We start from the raw sequence: 21,740 nt of genomic DNA, 5'->3' as shown, positions 1-21,740 counted from the left end.
TCCCGACGATGATCGCGTTCAGACCTTGAAGCCCGAAACCGAGCCCTTCAGTTCGACGGCAAGGTCAGCCAGCTGGCCGATCGACACCGCGGTCTGCTGTGTGCCGAGCGTGGTCTGTTCGGTGATGGTCAGAATGTCCTTCATCGTTGCGGCAACGCGGTCGGCGGTGGCCGCCTGCTGCTGGGTGTCGGTCGAGATCTGTTCGATCAGGCGTGCGGCCTCGAGCGAAACCTTGTCGATTTCGGACAGGGCCTGGCCCGCGGCGTCGGACAGCTGGGCGCCCTCGACCACGTCGCGCGTGGCGTTCTCCATGGCGCCCACGGCGTCCTGGGTGTCGGTCTGAATCGTCTTCACGATCGCTGCGATCTGCTTCGTTGCCTCGCCCGAGCGCTCGGCCAGGCGCTGCACTTCTTCCGCAACCACGGTGAAGCCGCGGCCCGCTTCGCCGGCCGACGCGGCCTGGATGGCGGCGTTGAGCGCCAGCACGTTGGTCTGCTCGGTAATGTCCGAAATCAGTTCCACGATCTCGCCGATCTCCTGCGAGGACTCGCCCAGGCGCTTGATCCGCTTGGAGGTTTCCTGGATCTGGCTGCGGATGTCGTTCATGCCGCGGATGGTGTTCTCCACGGCTTCCGCGCCCTTGCGTGCCGCATCCAGCGAGCGGCGTGCAACCAGTGCGGACTGGCTGGCGAGCTCGGACGAGTCCGTCATCGACTGCGCCATGCGCTGGACCGTGGCGCCGGCTTCCTCGATCTCGCGCGACTGGCGCTCGGTGGCCTCGAGCAGCTCCTTGGAGGTGCGCTGGGCGGATTCGGTGGCGTTGGTCACGCGGCTTGCGGCGTCGTTGATTCGGCGCACCAGCACCGAGAGTTCCTCGACCGTGTAGTTGACCGAGTCGGCAATGGCGCCGGTAATGTCCTCGGTCACGGTTGCACGCACGGTCAGGTCGCCGTCGGCAAGGTCGCCCATTTCGTTCATCAGCCGCAGAATGGCCTGCTGCGTCAGGTTACGTTCGCTTTCCGCACTGCTGCGCTGGGATTCCAGTTCGGCGCTACGTTCGGCCACGTCCGTGCGGTAAGCGCGCACCATCGCTGCCAGGATGAGCACGCTCAGCAGGGCGCCGGCGGCGATCAGCAGATGGATGAGGGTGAAACCGCGGTAGCTGCGGCTCAGTTCATCGGTGAGCTCGCCGGCACGGGCAAGCAGGGGCACCGAATCGCTGAAGATGCGGCTGCCGGCCTGTTTCGCCAGCACGGCGTTCTGGATGTTGGCGAGGATCTCGTCGGCGGCGTCGAAAGTCGGCTTGGCGGCGGCGGTCAGCGCTTCCACCTGGCGGCGCAGCTCGCTGTCGCTGGCGGTGCGCGACAGCGTCTCGAGCTGGGCACGCAGTGCCTCGGCGTCACGGTTCAGCAGGAAGGCGACTTCGGGGTCGATGACGTCGGCAGCGAGCAGGGCGTTGGCGTTCTTTGCCAGGCGCTGCGTCAGCATCATGCTGCGGTGGGCCGCGCTCTGTCCGGCCAGGGGGGCGCCCCCCTGCTCGGCGAGTTGCACGACGCGCTCGTTGAGGTCGAGCAGTTCGGCGTTCGAATTGTTCAGTGCGGACACCACCGAGTACAGCGCGATGAGGTTCTTGCGCTCCTTCAGCAGTTGCGCGGCATTGCGTTCGGTGTCCTGCCAGGTGCGGCCCAGCGCATCGAGCTGCGACCTCACCGTTGCCGGCGCCGGTGGCGCCATCGTGTCGCCGACTGCGCCCCCCTGGTTCAGTGCCTGCAGCAGTTCGACGAAGCGGGTGCGGCTGCCATCGAGTTCGTTGAAGGCGCTGGCGTTGCCGCGTACGGCAAGCTGGGCGGATTTCGCGATCTGCTGCGACAGCATCTGCAGCTCGCTCGATGCGGTGACGTGCAGTGTGCCGTTCGCCGTCTGCTGCCCCTGATAGAGGGCCAGGCCCACGGTGGTGACCGCCAGCGCGCCGAACAGCAGGCCCAGGTTGCGCATGCGCTCGGCAATCGTCCGGGGCTTGGGCGCCGAGCTGTTAGCCTTCGGCTGGGGCCTCGCCTTGGCGGCGGCCATGGCGGCGCCTGTATCGATGATTGTCGAGGTGTCGCTGCCCCGTGCTTCGAGGGCCGATGCTTTGTTGCCGAAGAGCTTGAATGCCATGATGCGTGCTCCGCCTTGTTGGAGGAATGTGCGGGATCGGGAATGGGTGCGGTGTCAGGCCAGGCCGGCATCCAGGAAGTCGGAGCTGGTCAGGAGCTTCCCGGCGTCGAGTTGCAGCCAGAGGTTGTTCTGGGCGTCGCGCAGCCGGTTCTTGACCCATGGCCGCGCGTCGACCTCGGTGTCGGGCTCGAAGTCGTCCTGGCTGCGCAAGCCCAGCGAGCTGCTGACCAGCAGCGCGCAATTGACGCCCTGCTTGGCGCCGACGAGCAGCAGGCGGGCGCGACCCGCGGCGATGACCGGGGCGTGGCCGTGGAACTGCGAGAGGTCCACCACGCCGAAAAGCGTGCCGCGCACGTTTGCAAGCCCGCGATACCACGGGCGGGTCAGCGGCACCGACGACAGCGGTGGTGGTGGCAGGATCTCGCCCGCCTCGGGCAGGTCGATCAGCCAGTTCTCGCTACCGGCCTGGAAACCGAGCAGGCCGCGCCGGTCTGTGCTGCGGGCCTCCGCCAGCCGGCGGGCGAGACCTTCCTGGAATTCGCGCAGACTGCTGCGTCGGGCCATGATCGCCTCAGCCGATGGCCCGGATGCGGGCGAGCAGGTCGTTGTGGTCGAGCGGTTTCACCAGGTAGGCGTAGGCGCCCTGGCGCATGCCCCAGATCTTGTCGGTCTCCTCGCCCTTGGTGGTGCACATGATGATCGGGATGTTGCGGGTCGCGTCGTCGCGCGAGATCGTGCGCGTGGCCTGGTAGCCGTTCATGCCGGGCATGACCACGTCCATCAGGATCAGGTCGGGCTTGTCGGCCTTGCTGCGCTGGATCGCTTCTTCGCCGCTTTCGGCGGTGATGATCTCGTAGCCGTTGCGGGCAAGCACTTCCTGGAGCGCGAGACGTTCGGTGGGCGAATCGTCCACCACGAGGATTTTGCGGATCGACATCGTGTGAAGTCCTGGGGAGGGTTGATTCAGGTGGTGCTGCTGCGACCGGAGTGCTGGGCAACGGCCTTCAGCAGGCTGTCCTTGGTGAAAGGCTTGGTGAGGTATTCGTCCGAACCCACCATGCGGCCGCGCGCGCGATCGAACAGCCCGTCGCGCGATGACAGCATGATCACGGGGGTCGAGGCCAGCCGCGGGTTTTTCTTGATCAGGGCGCAGGTCTGGTAGCCGTCCAGCCGCGGCATCATGATGTCGACGAAGATCACGTCGGGGTTGTGGTCGGCGATCTTCGCCAGGGCGTCGAAGCCATCCTCGGCGAGCAGCACCTGACAGCCGGACTGGCCGAGAAAGATCTCTGCGCTGCGGCGAATCGTGTTGCTGTCATCGATGACCATCACCTTCAGTCCGGCAAGGTCCATGCAAGCTGTCCTCGGGTTGTACGTGGTGCGCGCCCGTCGGGATCTCGATCCGGCGTCGGGCGTCGGGGAGTGGCGCGGTGCTCAGATCTCGACGAGTTCGAAATCTTCCTTACGCGCCTGGCATTCAGGGCAGGTCCAGTTCGGCGGGACGTCTTCCCAGCGCGTTCCGGGCGGAATGCCCTCTTCGGGCAGGCCGGCGGCTTCGTCGTAGATGAAACCGCAGATCAGGCACATGTAGGTCTTGTAAGGCGTATCGGCCATCTTTCGACTCATTCCGGAGGCAGGAGTAAAATTGGGTGCAATATTAACGCATAGTTCCTGCCACCTCCTGTGGCGGACTTCTCGCTCATGCCAATCGAGATTCCGGAAGTGCCTCCAGCAGTGCTCTGTCTAGGGGCGGGTGATACGACCGCCGGCGGCGGAATCGTCGCCGATGTGCTGACTTTGTCGAGCATGGGCTGCCATCCGCTGGCCGTGCAGACGGCGGCGATCGCGCGTGACACGCGGGCGGTCGAGGAGGCGTGGACGCAGGCGCCCGAGGTGGTCGTGGCACAGGCGAGGGCCGTGCTGGAGGACATCCCGGTCGCGGGGTTCAAGCTCGGGTTCGCGGGCAGCGTGGAGAACATCGCGGCCATCGCCGAGATCCTGTCCGACTATCCCGAGCTGCCCCTCGTGGTGGAGCCCGCGCTGTATTCAGCCAACGACACGACCGAACGCGGCGAGGAGATGGCGTCTGCGCTGGCGGACCTGATCCTGCCCCAGACCACGCTGCTGGTGGTGGGGCGCCATGAGCTGTGCCGGCTCGCCGGCATGACGGGGGAGTTCGCCGAGGACGAGGGCGAGGAGGGCGAAGAGCCCGGCGTCGATGACGCGCTCGAGCGGGTGCTGGCCTGCGGCACGGAGTTCATCCTGCTGACCGACGGGGCTGCGCACGGGCCACAGGTCGTCAACACCCTGGTCGCACACGACGGCGTGCTGCGCACCGATGCCTGGCCGCGGCTGGCCGAGCGCTATCTGGGCGCAGGGACGACGCTGGCCGCTGCGGTGGCCGCCGCGCTGGCGCACGGCATGGCGGTTGCCGAGGCGGTACGCGAGGCGCAGGAGTTCACCCAGCAGGCGCTGCGCCATGCCTATCGGCCGGGCATGGGGCTTGCACTGCCGGACCGCTTCTTCTGGGCACGTGGCAAGGGCGCGGAAGATGAGTGAGCGGATGCCTTCGTCGCAGGTCCGGGCATCCGGGCCCTTGCGCGGCTTGTACGCCATCACCCCCGACGAGACCGATGGCGCGCGCCTCGTCGAGCTGACCCGCCGCGTGCTCGCCGGTCGGCCGGCCTTGTTGCAGTATCGGAACAAGCGTGTTGCCGGCGCCGAACGGCGCGAACAGGCGGAGGCGCTGCTGGCGTTGTGCCGCGCGGCCGGGGTGCCCCTGATCATCAACGACGACCTGTCGCTGGCGCTCGAGATCGGCGCAGACGGTGTCCATCTGGGGCGTGACGACGGCGATCCGGCGGTGGCGCGTCGCGCGCTGGGCGAAGGCCGCATCCTCGGCGTGACCTGCTACGCCGACTGGGGGCGCGCGGAGGCGGGCGCTGCAGCGGGGGTCGATTACCTTGCCTTTGGTGCGATGTTCCCCTCGCCCACCAAGCCTCACGCCCCGCCCTCGGCACTCGCGCTTGTGACGCGCGCGCGCGACGAACTCGGCCTGCCGGTGGCGGCGATCGGCGGCATTTCGCTGGAGAACGCGCCGCAGGTGATCGCGGCCGGGGCCGATCTGATCGCCGTGGTGAGCGACGTGTTCGGCGCGGCGGACCCGACGGCGCGCGCCGCCGCCTATCGCGCGCTTTTCTGACGCGGGGCGGCCTGCGTCCCGCGGCGTTCTTGATCCGTGTGGTGGACCGACCCGGCCCGGGGCGCGACAATGCCGTCTTTCGAATGCAGTCCAGGACCAAAGCACCATGACCAGTCGCAACGAAACCCTCTTCCACCGCGCCCAGCAGACGATCCCCGGGGGCGTCAATTCGCCCGTCCGTGCCTTCCGTTCGGTCGGCGGCACGCCGCGCTTCCTCGAGCGCGCCGAGGGTGCGCGCGTGTGGGACGCCGACGGCAAGGCCTACATCGACTATGTCGGCTCGTGGGGACCGGCGATTGCCGGCCATGCCCACCCGGCCATCGTCGAGGCGGTGCGCGAGGCGGCGCTGAAGGGCCTGTCCTTCGGCGCGCCGACCGAGAGCGAAGTCGAGATGGCCGAGCTGATCTGCGCGCTGCTGCCTTCCGTCGAGATGGTGCGCCTCGTCAGTTCCGGCACCGAAGCGACGATGAGCGCGATCCGCCTGGCGCGCGGTTTCACCGGTCGCGACGCGATCATCAAGTTCGAGGGCTGCTATCACGGCCACGCCGACAGCCTGCTGGTGAAGGCCGGTTCCGGCTTGCTGACTTTCGGCAACCCGTCCTCGGGCGGCGTGCCGGCCGACTTCGCCAAGCACACCATCGTGCTCGACTTCAACGACTTGCAGCAGGTCGAGGACGCGTTCAAGGCGCGCGGCGACGAGATCGCCGCCATCATCGTCGAGCCGGTGGCCGGCAACATGAATCTGATCAAGCCGCAGCCGGGCTTCCTCGAGGGCCTGCGCCGCCTCTGCACCGAATACGGTGCGGTGCTGATCTTCGACGAGGTCATGACCGGCTTCCGCGTCGGTCCGCAGGGCGTGGCCGGGCTGACGGGCATCACGCCCGACCTGACGACGCTGGGCAAGGTCATCGGCGGTGGCATGCCGGTGGGCGCCTTCGGCGGTCGCCGCGACATCATGCAGAAGATCGCGCCGCTCGGCAGCGTTTACCAGGCCGGCACGCTGTCGGGCAGCCCGGTGGCGGTGGCCGCGGGCATGGTGTCGCTGAAGCTGACGCGCGAACCCGGTTTCTACGAAGCCCTGGCCGCCAGCACCCAGCGCCTCGTCAGCGGGCTTGCCGCGGCGGCCAAGGACGCTGGCATCACCTTCAGCGCGGATTCGGTGGGCGGCATGTTCGGCGTCTATTTCGCCGACAAGGTGCCGGCTTCGTTCGCCGATGTGATGGCCTCCGACAAGGAGCGCTTCAACCGCTTCTTCCACGCCATGCTGGAGGCCGGCCACTACTTCGCGCCCTCGGCCTTCGAGGCCGGCTTCGTATCGGCGGCGCACGGCGCTGCGGAGATCGACGCGACGGTGGCGGCGGCGCGTGAGGTGTTTGCGCAGCTGGGCTGACAAGGGTTTGGTTTGTCGATCCGCCGGGGAGGCGCGGGGTATGCCTTCCGAGGCTGCGGAACTCGCCCTTCGGGCTCAGACAGTCCTCGCCTCTTCACGCATACCCCGCGCCTCCCCGGCTACGGTGGTCGTCGCTCGCAGGCTGAAAGACCTGCGCATGTCGACAGTGGGTCCCGTCGCTTCGAGCGTTGCCGGCAGCGCTGACCCGCTGGGCGCTTTGCGTTGAGCACCTTGCACGATTCAAGGATGCGTGCGGGGTGCTCCTGAAGGGGCGAGGACTGTCCGAGCGAAGCGAGTTCCGCAGACCCGGAAGGAGCACCCCGCGCGCGTCCCCGCCGCGAGCGATCGAGCGGAGACGCCTGCGAGCGTCCGGTAACGCGGCCGCATCTCACCAGCGGCGCATTCTGCTTACATCAGGAACAGCGTCGCCAGCCCCAGGAAGATGAAGAAGCCCCCCGAATCCGTGAGCGCGGTGATCATCACCGAGCCGCCAATTGCTGGGTCTGCGCCCAAGCGCTGGCGCAGCATCGGGATCATCACCCCGGCGCTCGCGGCCAGCAGCAGGTTCAGCGTCATCGCGCTGGTCATCACCGCACCCAGCGACGCGCTGCCGTACAGCCACCATGCCAGCACGCCCAGTAGCCCCCCCCAGACCAGGCCGTTGAACAGCGCTACCCCCAGTTCCTTCTTCAGCAGGCGCTGCATGGCCGACTGCTCCACCTGACCCATCGCGATCGCGCGCACGATCATCGTCGTCGTCTGGTTGCCCGAGTTGCCACCGATGCCGGCCACGATCGGCATCAGCGCAGCCAGCGCTACCAGCTTCTCGATCGAATCCTCGAACAGGCCGATCACCCGCGAGGCCACGAAGGCCGTCACCAGGTTGATCGCCAGCCACGCCCAGCGGTTCTTCACCGAGTCCCACACCGACGCGAAGATGTCCTCCTCCTCGCGCAGGCCGGCCTTGCTCAGGATCTCGGCCTCGGACTCCTCGCGGATGAAGTCGACCACATCGGCCACCGTCAGGCGTCCGATCACGCGCTTCTCGCTGTCGACGACCGGGGCGGAGATCAGGTCATAGCGCTCGAAGGCCTGGGCGGCCTCGTCCGCCTCGTCCTCGGGGGTGAAGCTGATCACCGTCTCCGAGCGCATGACCTCGGCGACCTCCAGCTCGGGGTCGCTGATCAGCAGGCTTTCCAGCGTCAGGATGCCCTTCAGGTGGTCCTCGCGGTCCACGACGAAGAGCTTGTCGGTGTGGTCGGGCAGTTCGTCGAAGCGGCGCAGGTAGCGCAGCACCACTTCGAGCGTGACGTCCTCACGCACCGTCACCATGTCGAAATCCATGAGTGCGCCGACCGAGTCCTCCGGGTAGGACATCGCAGTGCGCAACTGCTCGCGCCCCTCGGTGTCGAGCGACTGGAAGACGTCCTGGATGACCTCCGGCGGCAGGTCGGGCGCGAGGTCGGCGAGTTCGTCGGCGTCGAGCGATTCGGCGGCGGCCTTCAGCTCTTCCGGCGCCATCGTCTCGATCAGCGATTCGCGTACCGCATCCGAGACTTCCAGCAGGATCTCGCCGTCGCGCTCGGCCTTGACCAGGTCCCAGACGTACAGACGCTCCTCGAGCGGCAGCGCCTCGAGGATGTAGGCGATGTCCGCCGGGTGGAGTTCGTCGAGCTTGGCGCGCAGGCTGGCCTCATGCTGCTTGTGCACGAGGTTCTCGACCAGCTCGTGGCGCGGCATGTCCTGGCGATGGACGAGGTCCTCGACGACCTTCTGGCGTGCGAGCAGCTCCTGCACTTCACGCAGGTGCTGTTGAACGTCGTCGGGGTGGAGTTCCTCTTCCTGCGTCATGGGCGCGGCCGGTTGCGGTTTGAACCCGAATTCTACGGGCTTGGTGCGCCGCACGCGACCCTTCGCGAACGTCTTGTGGCCGCAGTTCCGCTTGATCGAGGGCAGGATTTGCTGCAGTGCACCGCGAGTGCCTCGCGGTCGGGCGTCAGGGCACCTGCGAGGCTGCCATGCGGCGCTGGATGCGGTCGGCGTGGGCGGCGAGGCGCGGGCCGTAGTTGTGCTCGTAGCGGCGCGGGTTGGGCAGCATCACCGCGAGTCGCGCAGCCTGTCCGGGGCCGAGCTGCGAGGCCGGGACGCCGTAGTAGCGACGCGCGGCAGCCTCGGCGCCAAACAGGCCGTTGCCCCATTCGACCACGTTCAGATAGACCTCGAGGATGCGGCGCTTGTCCCAGGTGCGTTCGATCATCACCGTGATCACCGCTTCCTGCGCCTTGCGCAGCCAGCTCCGGGATGGCGACAGGAAGAGATTCTTCGCCAGCTGTTGCGAGATCGTCGAGCCGCCGGCGGCGAGCCGCCCCTTGCGTTCGTTCCTTTCCAGTGCGCGCTGGATGCCTTCCCAGTCGAAGCCCTCGTGGTCGAGGAAGCGATCGTCCTCGGCGGCGACCACCGCACGCTTGAGATGCACGGAAATGCGCTCGTAGGGCACCCACTGGTGGCGCAGCGTGGCCTTGGGGTCGGTCTGCCGCAGCTCGGCCAGCCGCATGCGCATGAAACTGGTGCTGCCGGGGTCGAAGCGGCTCCACCAGATGACCTGCGTGAACAGGATGGCCTGCCAGAACAACAACAGCAGCAGGGCCGCCAGCAGCGCGCGTCCGAGCCAGCCCAGCCAGGTGCGTGGCGGCCGCATCCGGTCTCAGCCGGCGTCGATCTGGCGCCGCAGCTCGGCCAGCACCGCTCGGCTGTCGGGCCGGACGCCGCGCCACAGGGTGAAGCTTTCGGCGGCCTGCTCGACCAGCATGCCGAGGCCGTCTGCCACGCGGGCCGCGCCATCGGCGCGGGCCGCCGTCATGAACGGCGTGTCGCCCCGGCCGTACATCATGTCGTAAGCGAGTGCGCCGGATGCATACAGGCCTGGCGGCAGCGGCGGCACGTCATCGTCGAGGCTGGCGGCGGTGGCGTTGATGACGACGTCGAACGACTGGCCGGCCAGCGCGGCGAAGCTGCTGGCGCTCAGCTGCGTGTCGCCGGCTTCGGCGGCGAAAACCCGGGCGAGTTCCTCGGCCCTGGCGACGGTCCGGTTGGCAATCACCAGGGCGGTCGGGCGTTCATCGAGGATGGGCAGGATGGCACCGCGCGCCGCGCCGCCGGCGCCGAGCAGCAGCACGCGGCGGCCCTGCAGGGGGCAGTCGAGGTTGACCGTGAGGTCGCGCACCAGGCCCGCGCCGTCGGTGTTGTCGCCGAGGATGCCGTCAGCGTCGAACGCCAGGGTGTTGACCGCACCGGCGGCCCGCGCACGCGGTGTGTGGCGGTCGGCGAGCGCGAAGGCTTCGAGCTTGAACGGCACGGTCACGTTCATGCCGCGGCCGCCTGCTGCGCGGAAGGCCTGCACCGTGGCGACAAAGCCGTCGAGCGGTGCGAGGATCGCCTCGTAGCCGAGATCCTGCGCCGTCTGGCGGGCGAAGGCGGCGTGGATCTGCGGGGACTTGCTGTGGGCGATCGGATGGCCGATGACGGCGTAGCGGTCCATGGTGGGTCTCAGTTGGCGCGAACCTGGTCGGTATTGGTGAAGGACCAGGTGCGGGTGATCTCGATGATGTCGGTGTCGCGCCGGATGTCGGGCGGGAAGGGGGCGTAGGGTGCGGCAAGCTTGACGATGCGCATCGCGGCCTCGTCCAGCACCTTGTGGCCGGAGCTGCGATGCACCTCGACCTTGTCGACGTTGCCGTCGGCGCGGATCGTGACCGACAGCAGCAGGCTGCCGTAGAGGCGGCCGCGCGCGGCGTCGGGGTAGTTCAGGGTGCCGACACGCTCTACCTTGAGGCGCCAGTCCTCGACGTACTGGGCAAAGCGGTACTCCTTGGCCTTGGCGCCGATGAACTGCTTGCGCGGGCGCTTGGCCAGATCGTCCAGCTTGCGGTCGATCTCGGCCTCGAGGCGCGCGACTGCAGCGGCGCTGTCGAGCAGGTCCAGCCCGCTCACCTGCGGCGCCGGCGTCGGTTGCTCGACCTGCTTCGGCGCTGCGGCCACCTTGGCGGGTGCCTTGTCGCGCGTGAGCACCTGTTTCTGCTCGCGTACGGGCTCCTGCGTGCGGCGCTTGGCTTCGACCAGCGCGTCGCCTTCACGCCGGGCGGGCTGGGGCGGCAGCGGCGACTTGGGGCGCGCCTGCTGCTCCGAGGTGCCGCCTCCGTCGACGTTGGCTTGCGCCAGCACGTCGGCCTGCGCCGGCGCCTTGGCGTGGCGGGCGTTGACGAGCACGACCTCGAGCCCCTTGTCCCGGGTCGGCTTGGCTTCGGGCATGCGGAACTGCAGGCTCAGCAGCGCAGCATGCACGCCCAGCGAGATCACGAAGGCCGTCGCCAGCACGGGGCCGCCGAACCGCCGCAAGCCGATGCGCCGCGCGGCGGGCGTCGGGGTCTTGAGGTCGGGATTGGGCGGGCGTGCTTTCATCGCGCCGTGTCAGAGCGGGTCGAAGGGATGGGGCGTCGAACCGGCCGGGTCCGGCTCGGACAGAGTGCGCACGAAGCGGGCCTCGATCTCCACATCGAGCAGGTCGGTGTGCTCGACGAACAGGCGTACTTCGCTGCCCGGCAACTGCAGCGGCATCGACGGCACCTTGAACACGAGCGGGATCTCCGTCAGGCGCACGACGTTCTCGCGCAGCACCACCGCATCAACCTCGCCGCGCCCATGCTGTCGCAGCCAGCGCAGGCACCAGTAGCGCTCCATGCCGCGCTGGAATTCGGCGTACTCGGCGTAGGTGAGCTCGAAGTCGCGCAGCGCCGCCATCAGGTCGGCCGAACGGGGGGCGAAAGCGGGGGGCTCGCCCTTGAGCACCGACACGATCTGCCACTGGTTGATCAGGTCGACATAGCGGCGCAGCGGCGAACTCGACCAGGCGTAGCATTCCACGCCCAGGCCCTCGTGCGGCGCGGCGACGGTCGTCATGCGCACCTTGCCGCCGCCCTGGGCACGGTACAGGCCGGGAACGCCGGCTTCGTCGAGCAGGCGGCCCCAGGTGACGTTGGCATGGATCATCAGTTCGGCCACGAGCTTGTCCATGGGCGAGCCGCGCAGGCGCCGGCTGATGCTGACGTGGCCCGGACCGTCGGCGGTCTCCTGCGTCCAGTCGACGCTGAAGCCGAAGTCGATGCGATCCTCGTTGCCTCCGGCCTTGCCGCGCCCGGCCTCGAGCACCGTGGCGAGATCCCACAGCAGCGTCAGCTCGCGCTTCCAGGCGAAGTCGGGGCCCTCGCCATGCACGGTGTCGTCGTTGAAAACGGGCTCGATGTCGTGATGGCGCAGGTTGGCGACGATGGGCACCATTTCGACCCGGCTTTCCTCGCCGACGATGGCCAGCCCGGGTGTGAGGTCCAGGTACAGCGACACCGCCGGGCAGTCGCGGCCTTCAGCCAGGGTGAAGGTCTGCACCACGTCGTCGGGCAGCATGGTGATCTTGCCGCCGGGCATGTAGACGGTGGACAGCCGGCGGCGCGCGATGGCGTCGAGCGCGGTGCCGCGGCCAAAGCCCAGCGCCGGCGCGGCGATGTGGATGCCGATGCGCCAGCCGCCTTCGGCGCGCGGCGTGACCGAGAAGGCGTCGTCGATCTCGGTGGTCGACGCATCGTCGATCGAGAAGGCCGCAACCTGTGCGCGCGGCAATTCGGCCGGCAGCGTGGCCGGTGCAAACGCCGGAAAGCTCGCGCCTTCGGGGAAATGCTCGAACAGGAAGCGGTTGTAGTGGAAATCGTAGCTCGAGCCGAGCGCACCGCACTTGAGCAGCAGCCGTGCGGCCGACAGGCCGGTGTCGACGCACGCCGCTTCCAGCGCCTTGATCTCGAGGCGGTTGCGGTCCGGGCGATACAGCGCCTGCGGCAGCAGGGCGGCGAGTTCGGGCGGCATCCGGCCTTCGACCAGTTCGCCGCGCATGTGCTCGATGGCGGCGGCCTGCTGGCGCTTCTTCTCCAGGCCGGCCAGCGCGGCCTGCAGGATGTCGGCCGGCGCCTTGCGGAAGCGCCCCTTGCCCTTGCGGTGGAACCAGATCGGGGCGGAGTGCAGGCGCAGCAGGATTGCCGCCGATTCCACTGCGCTGGGCGTGCGGCCCTGGTATTCGGCGGCGAAGTCGACAAAGCCGAATTCGCCATCGCCGCAGACGTCCCACAGGAACTCGGTGTCCAGTTCCTCCGCGGCGGCCTCGGCACGGCTCAGCAGGTCGGCGGGGCCGGGTTCGCGGAACTCCAGCAGCACGTTGGCGCGCTTGAGCTTCACCCGCTTGCCGTGGGTGTTCTCGACCTGCAGCGTGGCTTCGTTATCGGTGAGGACCGTGCCGGCCTTGAAGGCCCCGTCCTCTTCATACAGCACGAACATCGGCATCCGCCTGGAGAAAGCAAGTCGCGTAGTTTACTGGATTCGGACGACTTGCCCTAAAACGCTATCGACTGTCGGAGCGAGCCGAGGTTTCAGCGGACGCCCGCCCGGCCTCGGCCGCATGGCGACCGCGTGCGGCGTGCAGCATGTCGGCGGAGTAGATCGCCAGTGCCGTCCAGATCAGCAGGAAGCCGATGAATTGCGCAGCATCGAAGGGCTCGCGGAAGAGCCAGACCGCGATGACGAAGTTGATGCTGGGAGCGAGATACTGCAGGAAGCCCACGGTGGCCAGCGGCAGCCGGCGTGCGCCGATGGCGAACAGCATCAGCGGTACGGCGGTGATGATGCCCGACAGCGGCAGCAGCCAGTCGGTGTGGGCGCCGCTGCCGAAGCTGAAGTCGCCGCGGTAGGCGAGCCATGCCAGCCAGCCCAGCGCCAGCGGTGCGACGAGCAGGGTCTCGATGAAGAGCCCGCTTGCGGCCTCGATCGGGGCGCGCTTGCGCAGCAGACCGTACAGGCCGAAGGTGCCGGCGAGGAAGAGTGCGATCCAGGGCAGGGTGCCGAGTTGCCATACGCGCCAGCCCACGCCGGCGAAGGCGATCGCCACCGCGGCGGCCTGCAGCGGTCGCAGGCGTTCGCCGAGGAAGATCGCCCCGAGCGCCACGCTGACGAGCGGGTTGATGAAGTAGCCCAGGCTTGCCTCGAGCAGCCGTTCGGCGTCGACGGCCCAGATGAACACCAGCCAGTTGCTGCTGGTGAGCAGGGCGGTGATGGTGAGCAGGCCGAGCAGTTTCGGCTGCGCGAGCACGCTGCGCACACGGCCGAAGCCGCCGGCGAAGGGCAGCAGCGCGATCAGCACGGCGAGGAACAGCGCCGACCACAGCACGCGGTGGGCGACGATCTCGAACGGCGGCACGCTGCCGATGGCGCGGAAGTACAGCGGTGCAAGGCCCCAGATGCAGAACGCGGCCAATGCGGCGAGCATGCCATGGCGCGCCTGTTGGACATCGGTGGCGGAGGGTGGCACGGAGGAAGGAGCGGACACGTAGGGGATGCGGTGAGCGTGTTTGGGGGGGCGGGCACGAGGCCGTTGGAGCGTTGTCCGGTGCGGGCCTCAGTTGCCCGGACGGCGGGCGCTGGCGATCAGGGTGCGTGCCGGCAGCAGGTAGCCCCCCCTGCCGTCGTCGCAGCAATGCGCAGCGAGATCGTCCACGACTGCCGCCTGCAGCGCGCGCTGCGTTGCCTCCGGCAGACGGCCCAGTGCTTCGGCCGCACCGCCGGCTAGATCGAGAAAGGCCTGCCAGTAGGCATCGGCGTCGGCAAAGTGGCAACTGAACGCGCAGGGCCGGATGTCGATGTCGTCGAAGCCCGCGGCCGCCAGCGTCGCGTGCAGCGTAGCGGGTTCGCCGTAGCGGAACACCGAGGGGCGGGCCACCTTGGGCGGTGGCAGCAGCCGGGCGATGCAGTCCTGCGCGCGATGGATCAGCGGTACCGTCTCGCGCGGCCCCCACACCGACAACACGACCCGTCCTCCGGGCGCCAGCACGCGATGCATTTCGGCCAGCGCCTGCTCGGGGTGCGGAAAGATGAAGAGCGCGAGTCCGGCCAGCACGCGGTCCATGCGTGCGTCGGCGATGCACAGCCGTTCGGCGTCGGCGGCCGCGAAGCAGGGTGCGTCGGCCTGGTTGCCGCAGCGGCGTGCGCCCTCGGCCAGCATGCCTTCGGCGATGTCGGTGGCGAGCACGCTTCCGCCGGGGACGACACGCTGCGCCGCCTCGCGCGCCAGCAGGCCGGGGCCGCTGGCAAGGTCGAGCACACGCTGGCCGGGTTCGAGCGCCGCAGCGTCAAGCAGGGCCGCGGCGAGATCGGCGCGCAGGTGGGCGCCTTCGGCGTAGCGCGCGGCGATGCGGTTGAAGCCGGCGCGCTCCATCGCCTTGAAGCGGCGGGCATCGAAGTCGGGGGCGGACGCGCTTGCTGCGGAACCGGGCGTGCTCATCGCGTGACTCCCGTGTCCAGTCCGGCGAAGGCGATGACGGCATCGAGGTAGTCGTTCCAGCGCGAGAAACCGTGGTCGCCGCCTTCCAGCACGGTCTGGCGCGCACCGGCGTACTTCTGCACGGCGTGGCGGTAATCCAGGACCTCGTCGCCGGTTTCGGCGAGCAGCCAGTAGCGCTCGGGCCGTGTGATCGCCGGGACTTCGAGCGCGCGCAACTCGTCGATGTGCTCGCGGGTGAAGTCGAAGGACTCGCCGGTGTAGAGGTTGGTCTGCGTGCCGACGTAGGCTTCGAGCGACAGGGGCGCGACGACCGCCGGGTTGACCAGCACCGCGCGCAGGCCGTGGCGCTCGGCGAGCCAGGTGGCGTAATAGCCGCCCAGCGAGCTGCCGACCACGGAGGGCGTGAGACCCGCGGCGCGGGCCCGTGCGATCTCGGCCTCGGCCAGCGCGATCGCGGCGCGCGGTGACACCGGCAGCTGCTCGCACCAAAAGCGGTCGGAGAGGCCGCGTTCGGCCATGCGCGCCCCGAGCGCCCGGGCCTTGATCGAGGCCGGGGCGGAGCGGAAACCATGCAGATAGACGATCATCGTCGTGCCTCCATCAGGGTTCCGACCATTCCACCCAGCCGAAATACCAGGTCGCCAGCACGAAGAGGCCGAAGGCGATGCGGTACCAGGCGAAGACGACGAAGGTGTGGTTGGAGATGAACTTGATGAAGCTCTTCACCGCCCACATCGCGGCGACGAAGGAGGCGACGAAGCCGACCGCGAACACCGGCAGGTCTTCGAGGCGCAGCAGCGCCCAGTTCTTGTACAGGTCGTAGGCGGTGGCGGCGAACATGGTCGGGATCGCCAGGAAGAAGGAGAACTCCGCCGCCGTCTTGCGCGACAGGCCGAAGATCAGCCCGCCCATGATGGTCGCGCCCGAGCGCGAGGTGCCCGGGATCATCGCCAGCGCCTGGGCGAAGCCGACCTTGAGCGCGTCGGTCCAGCGCATGTCGTCGACGTCGTTGATGCGCGGATGGTAGGCGCGCTTTTCCACGTAGAGGATGATCAGGCCACCCACCACCAGCGCGGTCGCCACCGTGATCGGGTTGAACAGCAGGCCCTTGATCGTGGAATGGAACATCAGCCCGAGGACGGCCGCAGGCAGGAAGCCGATGAACAGCATCCACACGAAGCGCTGTGCGCTGCGCTCGGTGGGCAGGCCTACGGCGACCTTGATCAGGCGTTCGCGGTAGTCCCAGCACACCGCGAGGATGGCGGCGAGCTGGATGACGATCTTGAACACCTTGCTGGTGTCGTCGTTGTAGCCGAGCAGATCGCCGACGATGATGAGGTGGCCGGTGGAGGACACCGGCAGGAATTCGGTGAGGCCTTCGACGATGCCGAGGACGAGGGCGACGAGGAGGAGGGAGAAGTCCATGCGGCTGTGGGAGTCCGGAGCGGGGAAGCGCAGGATTATAGCCGGCCGGATGTTGCGCCGCGGCGCGCGACGTGTGCGTCTCAGGCCGCCGTCATGATCTCCAGACGTGTCAGGAAGTGCAGGGCGTGCGCTTGGTCGGCGCCGCACATCTCGACCGACGGTGCCAGGCTGCCGCACACGGCGGGGCGCCGCGGATCGCCGAACAGGCGACAGCGATCGCGCTCATCGAGCTGAATGCAGCGCGTGCCGGCGGGCTTGCCGCCTTCCATGCCGGGAATCGGCGAGGAAATGGAGGGCGCGATGCAGCAGGCGGCGCAACCGGGGCGGCAGTCCATCGTTCAGGCCTGCGACTGCAACGCCGACCACCATTGCAGGATGGCTTCGAGCGTGGGGGGCAGCAGGACGCTGTCGCCACCGGTGAAGGCCCCCCATTCGTCGAGGAAGCGCTCGCCCACCGCCGTCAGCAGCGGTACGCCAGCCAGCACCGTCTCGGCCATCTCGTCGCGCAGGCCGGCGCCCGAAACCTCCTGCGCGCCGAACTTGTTGATGATGACCAGACCGACGCCGCGCGCGATCGCGCCGCGCACCGCCACCGAACCGCGTGCCAGCGCATCCGGATCGACGCGGCAGGCCACCGAGCCGCGGCCGAGTTCCTGCGACAGCGGAATGCTCTCGCCGGTCTCGAGGTTTTCCAGCTCCATCGCGCAGGGGTCGTCGATGACGCCGGCGATGTCGTGCTGCAGCACGCCGCCCAGCTTCACGCCGCGTGCGGCCAGTTCGCGCGCTGCCTGCGCGAGCAGGGCCTCGATATTGTCGGCGGGCGTGTAGACGACGGCGGCGATGGCGTGGGCGGGCATGGTCGGTCTTGACTGGCGGGTCGTGCTTGGACAGTCGTCATTGTCGCACCGCGGCGCCAACAAGGCGACGATGCGGAGGATAATGCGCGCCCTGACGAAGCTGAAACGGATCCATGAGGGCTGACCATCGGGGCGCACGGCGCCCGTCCGACCTGCCGAACTTCGACGACTGCCTGAGCGCCGATCGCCCGCGACTGCGCCGCATGGCGCGGGACCTCGCACGCCCGGCGAAGGGCGACGAGCGCGCTGCGGCGCAGCGTACGCGGCTGCAGGCCGACTTCGACGCCTTGTGCGCGCGTTCGCGCGCGGCACTCCTTGCCCGCCGCGCTGCGTTGCCGGCGCCGGATTTTCCGCCCGAGCTGCCGGTGTCGGCCCGCCGCGACGAGATCGCGGCGGCGCTCGCGGCGCATCAGGTCATCATCGTCTGCGGCGAGACCGGCTCGGGCAAGACCACCCAGCTGCCCAAGATCGCGATGACGCTCGGGCGCGGCGTCGCCGGCCTCATCGGCCACACCCAGCCGCGCCGGCTGGCCGCGCGCGCCACCGCGACCCGCATCGCGCAGGAGCTCAGGAGCCCGCTCGGCGAGGTGGTCGGCTACAAGATCCGCTTTACCGACAAGACCGGCGAGCGCAGCCACATCAAGCTGATGACCGACGGCATCCTGCTCGCCGAGACCCAGACCGACCCGCTGCTGGCCGCCTACGACACCCTGATCATCGACGAGGCCCACGAGCGCAGCCTCAACATCGACTTCCTGCTCGGCTACCTCAGGACGCTGCTGCCGCGCCGGCCGGACCTGAAGGTGATCGTGACCTCGGCGACGCTGGACGCGGAGCGTTTCGCCAATCACTTCGCCGACGCCGCAGGCAAGCCGGCGCCGGTGATCGAGGTCTCCGGCCGGCTGTATCCGATCGAGATGCGCTACCGGCCGGTGGAGAGCGAAGAGGTCGACCCCGCTGCCGCAGCACGCACGGCGGCGGCGAAAGGCGACAAGTCGAAAGACAAGAGCCGTGACCTGCTGGACGCGCTGGTCGACGCGGTCGATGAGGCACAGCGCTGCGGCCCGGGCGACGTGCTGGTCTTCCTGCCCGGCGAGCGGGAGATCCGCGAGGCCGCCGAGGCACTGAGAAAGGCCCATCACCTGCCCGGCACCGAGATCCTGCCGCTATTCGCACGCCAGTCGGCGCAGGAGCAGGCGCGGGTGTTCTCGGCCTCCAACGGGCGCCGGGTGGTGCTGTCGACCAACGTCGCCGAGACCTCGCTGACCGTGCCCGGCATCCGCTACGTGGTCGATACCGGGCTGGCGCGCATCAAGCGCTACTCGCCGCGCAACAAGGTCGAGCAGTTGCAGGTCGAGAAGATCGCCCAATCGGCGGCCCAGCAGCGCGCCGGCCGCTGCGGCCGGGTCATGGACGGCATCTGCTTCCGCCTCTACGACGAGGACGACTTCAATCGTCGTCCGGCGCACACCGACCCGGAGATCCTGCGCTCCTCGCTCGCGGGCGTGATCCTGCGCATGAAGGCCCTGAAGCTGGGCGCGGTGGAGGACTTCCCCTTCATCGACGCGCCCGGCTCGCGCCTGATCGGCGACGGCTACGCGTTGCTCGCCGAGCTCGGCGCCGTCAGCGACGACGATGAGCGCAAGCTCACTCCGATCGGCATCGAGCTGGCCAGGCTGCCGCTCGACCCGCGCATCGGCCGCATGATCCTCGCCGCGCGGGACCGTGGCGCGCTCGCCGAGCTGCTGGTGATCGCCGCCGCGCTGTCGGTGCAGGACCCGCGCGAGCGCCCGCAGGACAGCCCCGGCGGCGCCGACCAGGCGCATGCGAAGTTCCGCGGCGGGGAACAGGACCAGAAGTCCGAGTTCCTGTGGTACTGGCACCTGTGGAAGGCCTGGGACGAGGTGCAGCGCCATGAGTCGTCCAGCAAGCAGAAGGCCTGGTGCAAGAAGCACTTCCTCAACTACATGCGCATGCGCGAGTGGCGCGACGTGTTCACCCAGCTGCATTCGCTGTGCGCCGAGCACGGCTGGAAGGAGAACACGCAATCGGCCAACTACGAGGCGATCCACAAGGCGCTGCTCGCCGGCCTGCTCGGCAACGTCGGCTGCAAGGTGGACGACGGAGAGTACGCAACCAAGGGGCCGCAGGCGGGTTCGTATCTGGGCGCGCGCGGCATCAGATTCTGGCCGCATCCCGGTTCGTCGCTGGCGAAGAAGGCGGGCAAGTGGATCGTGGCCGCCGAGCAGGTCGAGACCTCGCGCCTCTTCGGCCGCTGCATCGCGCGCATCGAGCCGGAGTGGGTGGAGGAGGTCGGCAGCCACCTGATCAAGCGCCAGGTCTTCGAGCCGCACTGGTCCAAGTCCTCCGGTGCGGTGCGCGCCTGGGAGCGCGGCACGCTGTACGGCCTGGTGATCTACCCGCGTCGCGGCGTGGCCTACCGCGACATCGACCCCGCGTTGTGCCGCGAGCTCTTCATCCGCGAGGGCCTGGTGCAGGGCGAAATCGCCGAGGGGCCGGCGCGCGCGATGGCCTTCCTCGCCCACAACCAGCGTCTGGTGGCGGAGATCGAGCGTCTGGAGCACAAGTCGCGTCGGCCCGATGTGCTGGTGGACGAGACGCTGATCGAGGCCTTCTACGACAGCAAGCTCCCGGCGGAGGTCTGCGACGTCGCCGGTCTGGAGGCCTGGCGCAAGCAGGCCGAGAAGGCCGAGCCGAAGCTGCTGCACCTGTCGCGTGAGCAGCTGATGCGCCACGAGGCGGAAGGGGTCACCACGGACCGTTTCCCGCCGACGCTGGAGGTGCTCGGGCAGAAGTTGAAGCTCACCTACCTGCACCAGCCCGGCGAAGCCGACGACGGCGTGACGCTCGCCGTGCCGCTCGCCATGCTCAACCAGATTCCCGCCAACCGCTGCGAGTGGCTGGTGCCGGGCCTGCTGGAAGAGAAGGTCGCGGCGCTGATGAAGACCGTGCCGCAGAAACACCGCCACCGCCTGCAGCCGGTGGCCGAGAGCGCGGCGGCGTTCATGCTTGCCTTCGAGGCTGGCGAGTTCGACACCGACGAGCCGCTGTTGAAGATGCTGCAGCGCTTCGTCGAGGAGCGTGTGCAGCTGAAGCTGCCGCTCGAGAGCTTCCGCCCGGAGAACCTCAAGCCGCACTGCTTCATGAACTTCCGCGTGATCGACGAGCACGGCCGGGTGATGGGCCAGTCGCGCAACCTGATGGAGTTGCGCGTGCGCTTCCGTGAGCAGGTGGCGGCGCGTTTCTCCGCGGCGAAGATCGGCGGTGCGCTTGCGGGCGCGCTGTCGGCCGCGGGCGTCGGGGCGGCGGCAGCGGCCGGCGATGATGCAGGCCAGGCTGCGCGGGCGTCCGGCGACGCTTCGATGCGCGGGCGCGCTGAGGCCGAGCGTCGTGCCGTCCAGGGCGCGCCAGCGGGGCGAGGGGGCAATGCACCGGTGGCGCCGGCCACGGCAGCGCCGGCTCTGTCCGGTTTCACCGCATGGACGTTCGGCGAACTGCCCGAACTGCTCGAAGTCCGCGTCGCGGGCCGCGAGGTGATCGGGTTTCCTGCCCTGCACGACGATGGCGACAGCGTTTCCCTGCGACCTTACGACACGCCGGAAGAGGCGGCGAGCGTGCATCGGCGCGGCCTCGCCCGCTTGTTCGCGCTCAGCCTGAAAGATCAGGTGCGCGCGGTCGAGCGTTTGCCCGGCCTGCGTGAACTCGCGCTGCAGTACATGAACTTCGGCACCGAGGCCGAGCTGAAGGCGAGGCTGGTCGAGGCGACGTTGAATCGCTGCTGCCTGCTCGAGCCGCTGCCTGCCAATGCGGATGCGTTCGCGAAGCGTTGCGCCGAGGCCAAGACGCGGGTGAGTCTGGTTGCGCAGGAATTCATGCGTCTCACCGGGCAGCTCCTTGCCGAGTATGCGGGGCTGCAGAAGCGCCTGGCCGGACTGAAGACCTTCCCCGAGGTTGTCGCCGACATCCAGGCGCAACTTGCCGCGCTGTTGCCCAAGGATTTTCTCGTCGCCTTTGCGTGGGAAAGGCTGGCGCACTTCCCGCGCTACCTCAAGGGCGACGCGGTGCGGCTGGACAAACTTCGCAACAATCCGGCGCGCGACGCACAGGCGATGGCCGAATGGAAGCAGCTCGCACAGGTTTGGGAGCGCGAGCGCCTCGCCCGCCGTCGGGCCGGCGTCGAGGACCCCGCGCTGGAGGAGTTCCGCTGGTTGCTGGAGGAGTTGCGCGTCGGCCTTTACGCCCAGGAACTCAGGACGCCGATGCCCGTGTCGGTAAAGCGCCTGCAGAAGATCTGGGACAGCCGCCCGCGTTGACGCG

The 21,740-nt window shown here is 68.8% G+C and carries 20 protein-coding genes; 4 read left to right on the top strand and 16 right to left on the bottom strand.

The window, feature by feature from the left end; all coding sequences use genetic code 11:
- Positions 1–18 precede the first annotated feature (18 nt).
- The 5 genes from AC731_RS12720 to AC731_RS12700 all read right to left on the bottom strand — a co-directional run bounded on the left by AC731_RS12720 (position 19) and on the right by AC731_RS12700 (position 3,744).
- Complete coding sequence (locus AC731_RS12720) at positions 19–2,157, bottom strand: methyl-accepting chemotaxis protein (RefSeq protein WP_004291754.1); 2,139 nt, start codon at positions 2,155–2,157, stop codon at positions 19–21.
- Positions 2,158–2,211: 54 nt separating this feature from the next.
- Positions 2,212–2,721: a chemotaxis protein CheW gene (locus AC731_RS12715; RefSeq protein ID WP_004291752.1), complete on the bottom strand. Its 510-nt coding sequence runs from the start codon at positions 2,719–2,721 to the stop codon at positions 2,212–2,214.
- A gap of 7 nt (positions 2,722–2,728) precedes the next feature.
- Complete coding sequence (locus tag AC731_RS12710) at positions 2,729–3,094, bottom strand: response regulator (RefSeq protein ID WP_004291750.1); 366 nt, start codon at positions 3,092–3,094, stop codon at positions 2,729–2,731.
- A gap of 26 nt (positions 3,095–3,120) precedes the next feature.
- The gene (locus AC731_RS12705) at positions 3,121–3,510 is read right to left on the bottom strand and encodes a response regulator (protein ID WP_004291748.1); all 390 of its coding nucleotides are present in this window, start codon (positions 3,508–3,510) and stop codon (positions 3,121–3,123) included.
- An 81-nt stretch (positions 3,511–3,591) separates the two neighbouring features.
- Positions 3,592–3,744, bottom strand: coding sequence for a rubredoxin (locus tag AC731_RS12700; protein ID WP_004291746.1), 153 nt, complete (start codon positions 3,742–3,744; stop codon positions 3,592–3,594).
- A gap of 114 nt (positions 3,745–3,858) precedes the next feature.
- On the opposite strand from AC731_RS12700, the gene thiD reads away from it, so the two are divergent.
- The 3 genes from thiD to hemL all read left to right on the top strand — a co-directional run bounded on the left by thiD (position 3,859) and on the right by hemL (position 6,749).
- A complete protein-coding gene (gene thiD, locus AC731_RS12695; protein ID WP_048706596.1) occupies positions 3,859–4,716 on the top strand; it encodes a bifunctional hydroxymethylpyrimidine kinase/phosphomethylpyrimidine kinase in 858 nt (285 codons plus the stop codon).
- 4 nt (positions 4,717–4,720) lie between these two features.
- The gene (gene thiE / locus AC731_RS12690) at positions 4,721–5,359 is read left to right on the top strand and encodes a thiamine phosphate synthase (RefSeq protein ID WP_237266532.1); all 639 of its coding nucleotides are present in this window, start codon (positions 4,721–4,723) and stop codon (positions 5,357–5,359) included.
- A gap of 106 nt (positions 5,360–5,465) precedes the next feature.
- Entirely contained in the window at positions 5,466–6,749 is a 1,284-nt protein-coding gene (hemL, locus tag AC731_RS12685) for a glutamate-1-semialdehyde 2,1-aminomutase (protein ID WP_004291741.1), read from the top strand.
- Between the two features lie 408 nt (positions 6,750–7,157).
- Here hemL and mgtE read toward each other — a convergent pair whose 3' ends face one another.
- The 11 genes from mgtE to AC731_RS12630 all read right to left on the bottom strand — a co-directional run bounded on the left by mgtE (position 7,158) and on the right by AC731_RS12630 (position 17,402).
- Complete coding sequence (mgtE, locus tag AC731_RS12680) at positions 7,158–8,600, bottom strand: magnesium transporter (RefSeq protein WP_004291740.1); 1,443 nt, start codon at positions 8,598–8,600, stop codon at positions 7,158–7,160.
- Between the two features lie 145 nt (positions 8,601–8,745).
- Positions 8,746–9,447, bottom strand: a complete 702-nt coding sequence (gene mtgA, locus AC731_RS12675; protein ID WP_048706594.1) for a monofunctional biosynthetic peptidoglycan transglycosylase — start codon at positions 9,445–9,447, stop codon at positions 8,746–8,748.
- A 6-nt stretch (positions 9,448–9,453) separates the two neighbouring features.
- Positions 9,454–10,287, bottom strand: a complete 834-nt coding sequence (gene aroE / locus AC731_RS12670; RefSeq protein ID WP_048706591.1) for a shikimate dehydrogenase — start codon at positions 10,285–10,287, stop codon at positions 9,454–9,456.
- Between the two features lie 8 nt (positions 10,288–10,295).
- Positions 10,296–11,207, bottom strand: a complete 912-nt coding sequence (locus AC731_RS12665) for an energy transducer TonB (protein WP_156480711.1) — start codon at positions 11,205–11,207, stop codon at positions 10,296–10,298.
- Positions 11,208–11,216: 9 nt separating this feature from the next.
- The gene (locus AC731_RS12660) at positions 11,217–13,124 is read right to left on the bottom strand and encodes a ribonuclease catalytic domain-containing protein (protein WP_048710098.1); all 1,908 of its coding nucleotides are present in this window, start codon (positions 13,122–13,124) and stop codon (positions 11,217–11,219) included.
- Between the two features lie 64 nt (positions 13,125–13,188).
- The gene (gene rarD / locus AC731_RS12655; RefSeq protein WP_048706589.1) at positions 13,189–14,109 is read right to left on the bottom strand and encodes an EamA family transporter RarD; all 921 of its coding nucleotides are present in this window, start codon (positions 14,107–14,109) and stop codon (positions 13,189–13,191) included.
- A gap of 129 nt (positions 14,110–14,238) precedes the next feature.
- Positions 14,239–15,120, bottom strand: a complete 882-nt coding sequence (locus AC731_RS12650; RefSeq protein WP_048706587.1) for a class I SAM-dependent methyltransferase — start codon at positions 15,118–15,120, stop codon at positions 14,239–14,241.
- Complete coding sequence (locus AC731_RS12645) at positions 15,117–15,707, bottom strand: YqiA/YcfP family alpha/beta fold hydrolase (protein WP_048706585.1); 591 nt, start codon at positions 15,705–15,707, stop codon at positions 15,117–15,119. Before AC731_RS12645 ends, AC731_RS12650 begins: the two co-directional genes overlap by 4 nt.
- A gap of 13 nt (positions 15,708–15,720) precedes the next feature.
- On the bottom strand, positions 15,721–16,545 hold the full coding sequence (locus AC731_RS12640) for an undecaprenyl-diphosphate phosphatase (RefSeq protein WP_048706581.1): 825 nt from the start codon (positions 16,543–16,545) through the stop codon (positions 15,721–15,723).
- Between the two features lie 80 nt (positions 16,546–16,625).
- Positions 16,626–16,880 carry a zinc/iron-chelating domain-containing protein gene (locus AC731_RS12635; RefSeq protein WP_048706579.1) on the bottom strand — a complete coding sequence of 85 codons (255 nt, stop codon included), beginning with the start codon at positions 16,878–16,880 and terminating at the stop codon, positions 16,626–16,628.
- Positions 16,881–16,883: 3 nt separating this feature from the next.
- Positions 16,884–17,402, bottom strand: a complete 519-nt coding sequence (locus AC731_RS12630; RefSeq protein WP_004291721.1) for a DUF2478 domain-containing protein — start codon at positions 17,400–17,402, stop codon at positions 16,884–16,886.
- Between the two features lie 113 nt (positions 17,403–17,515).
- Here AC731_RS12630 and hrpA point away from each other — a divergent pair, with 113 nt between their 5' ends.
- Positions 17,516–21,736 carry an ATP-dependent RNA helicase HrpA gene (gene hrpA / locus AC731_RS12625; protein ID WP_082794322.1) on the top strand — a complete coding sequence of 1,407 codons (4,221 nt, stop codon included), beginning with the start codon at positions 17,516–17,518 and terminating at the stop codon, positions 21,734–21,736.
- Positions 21,737–21,740: the final 4 nt, after the last annotated feature.

This window comes from Thauera humireducens (genome assembly GCF_001051995.2).
In the GTDB taxonomy this organism is placed as follows: domain Bacteria; phylum Pseudomonadota; class Gammaproteobacteria; order Burkholderiales; family Rhodocyclaceae; genus Thauera; species Thauera humireducens.
Note: the sequence above shows the minus strand (reverse complement) of the source record. Positions and strands in the feature narration are given on the sequence as shown.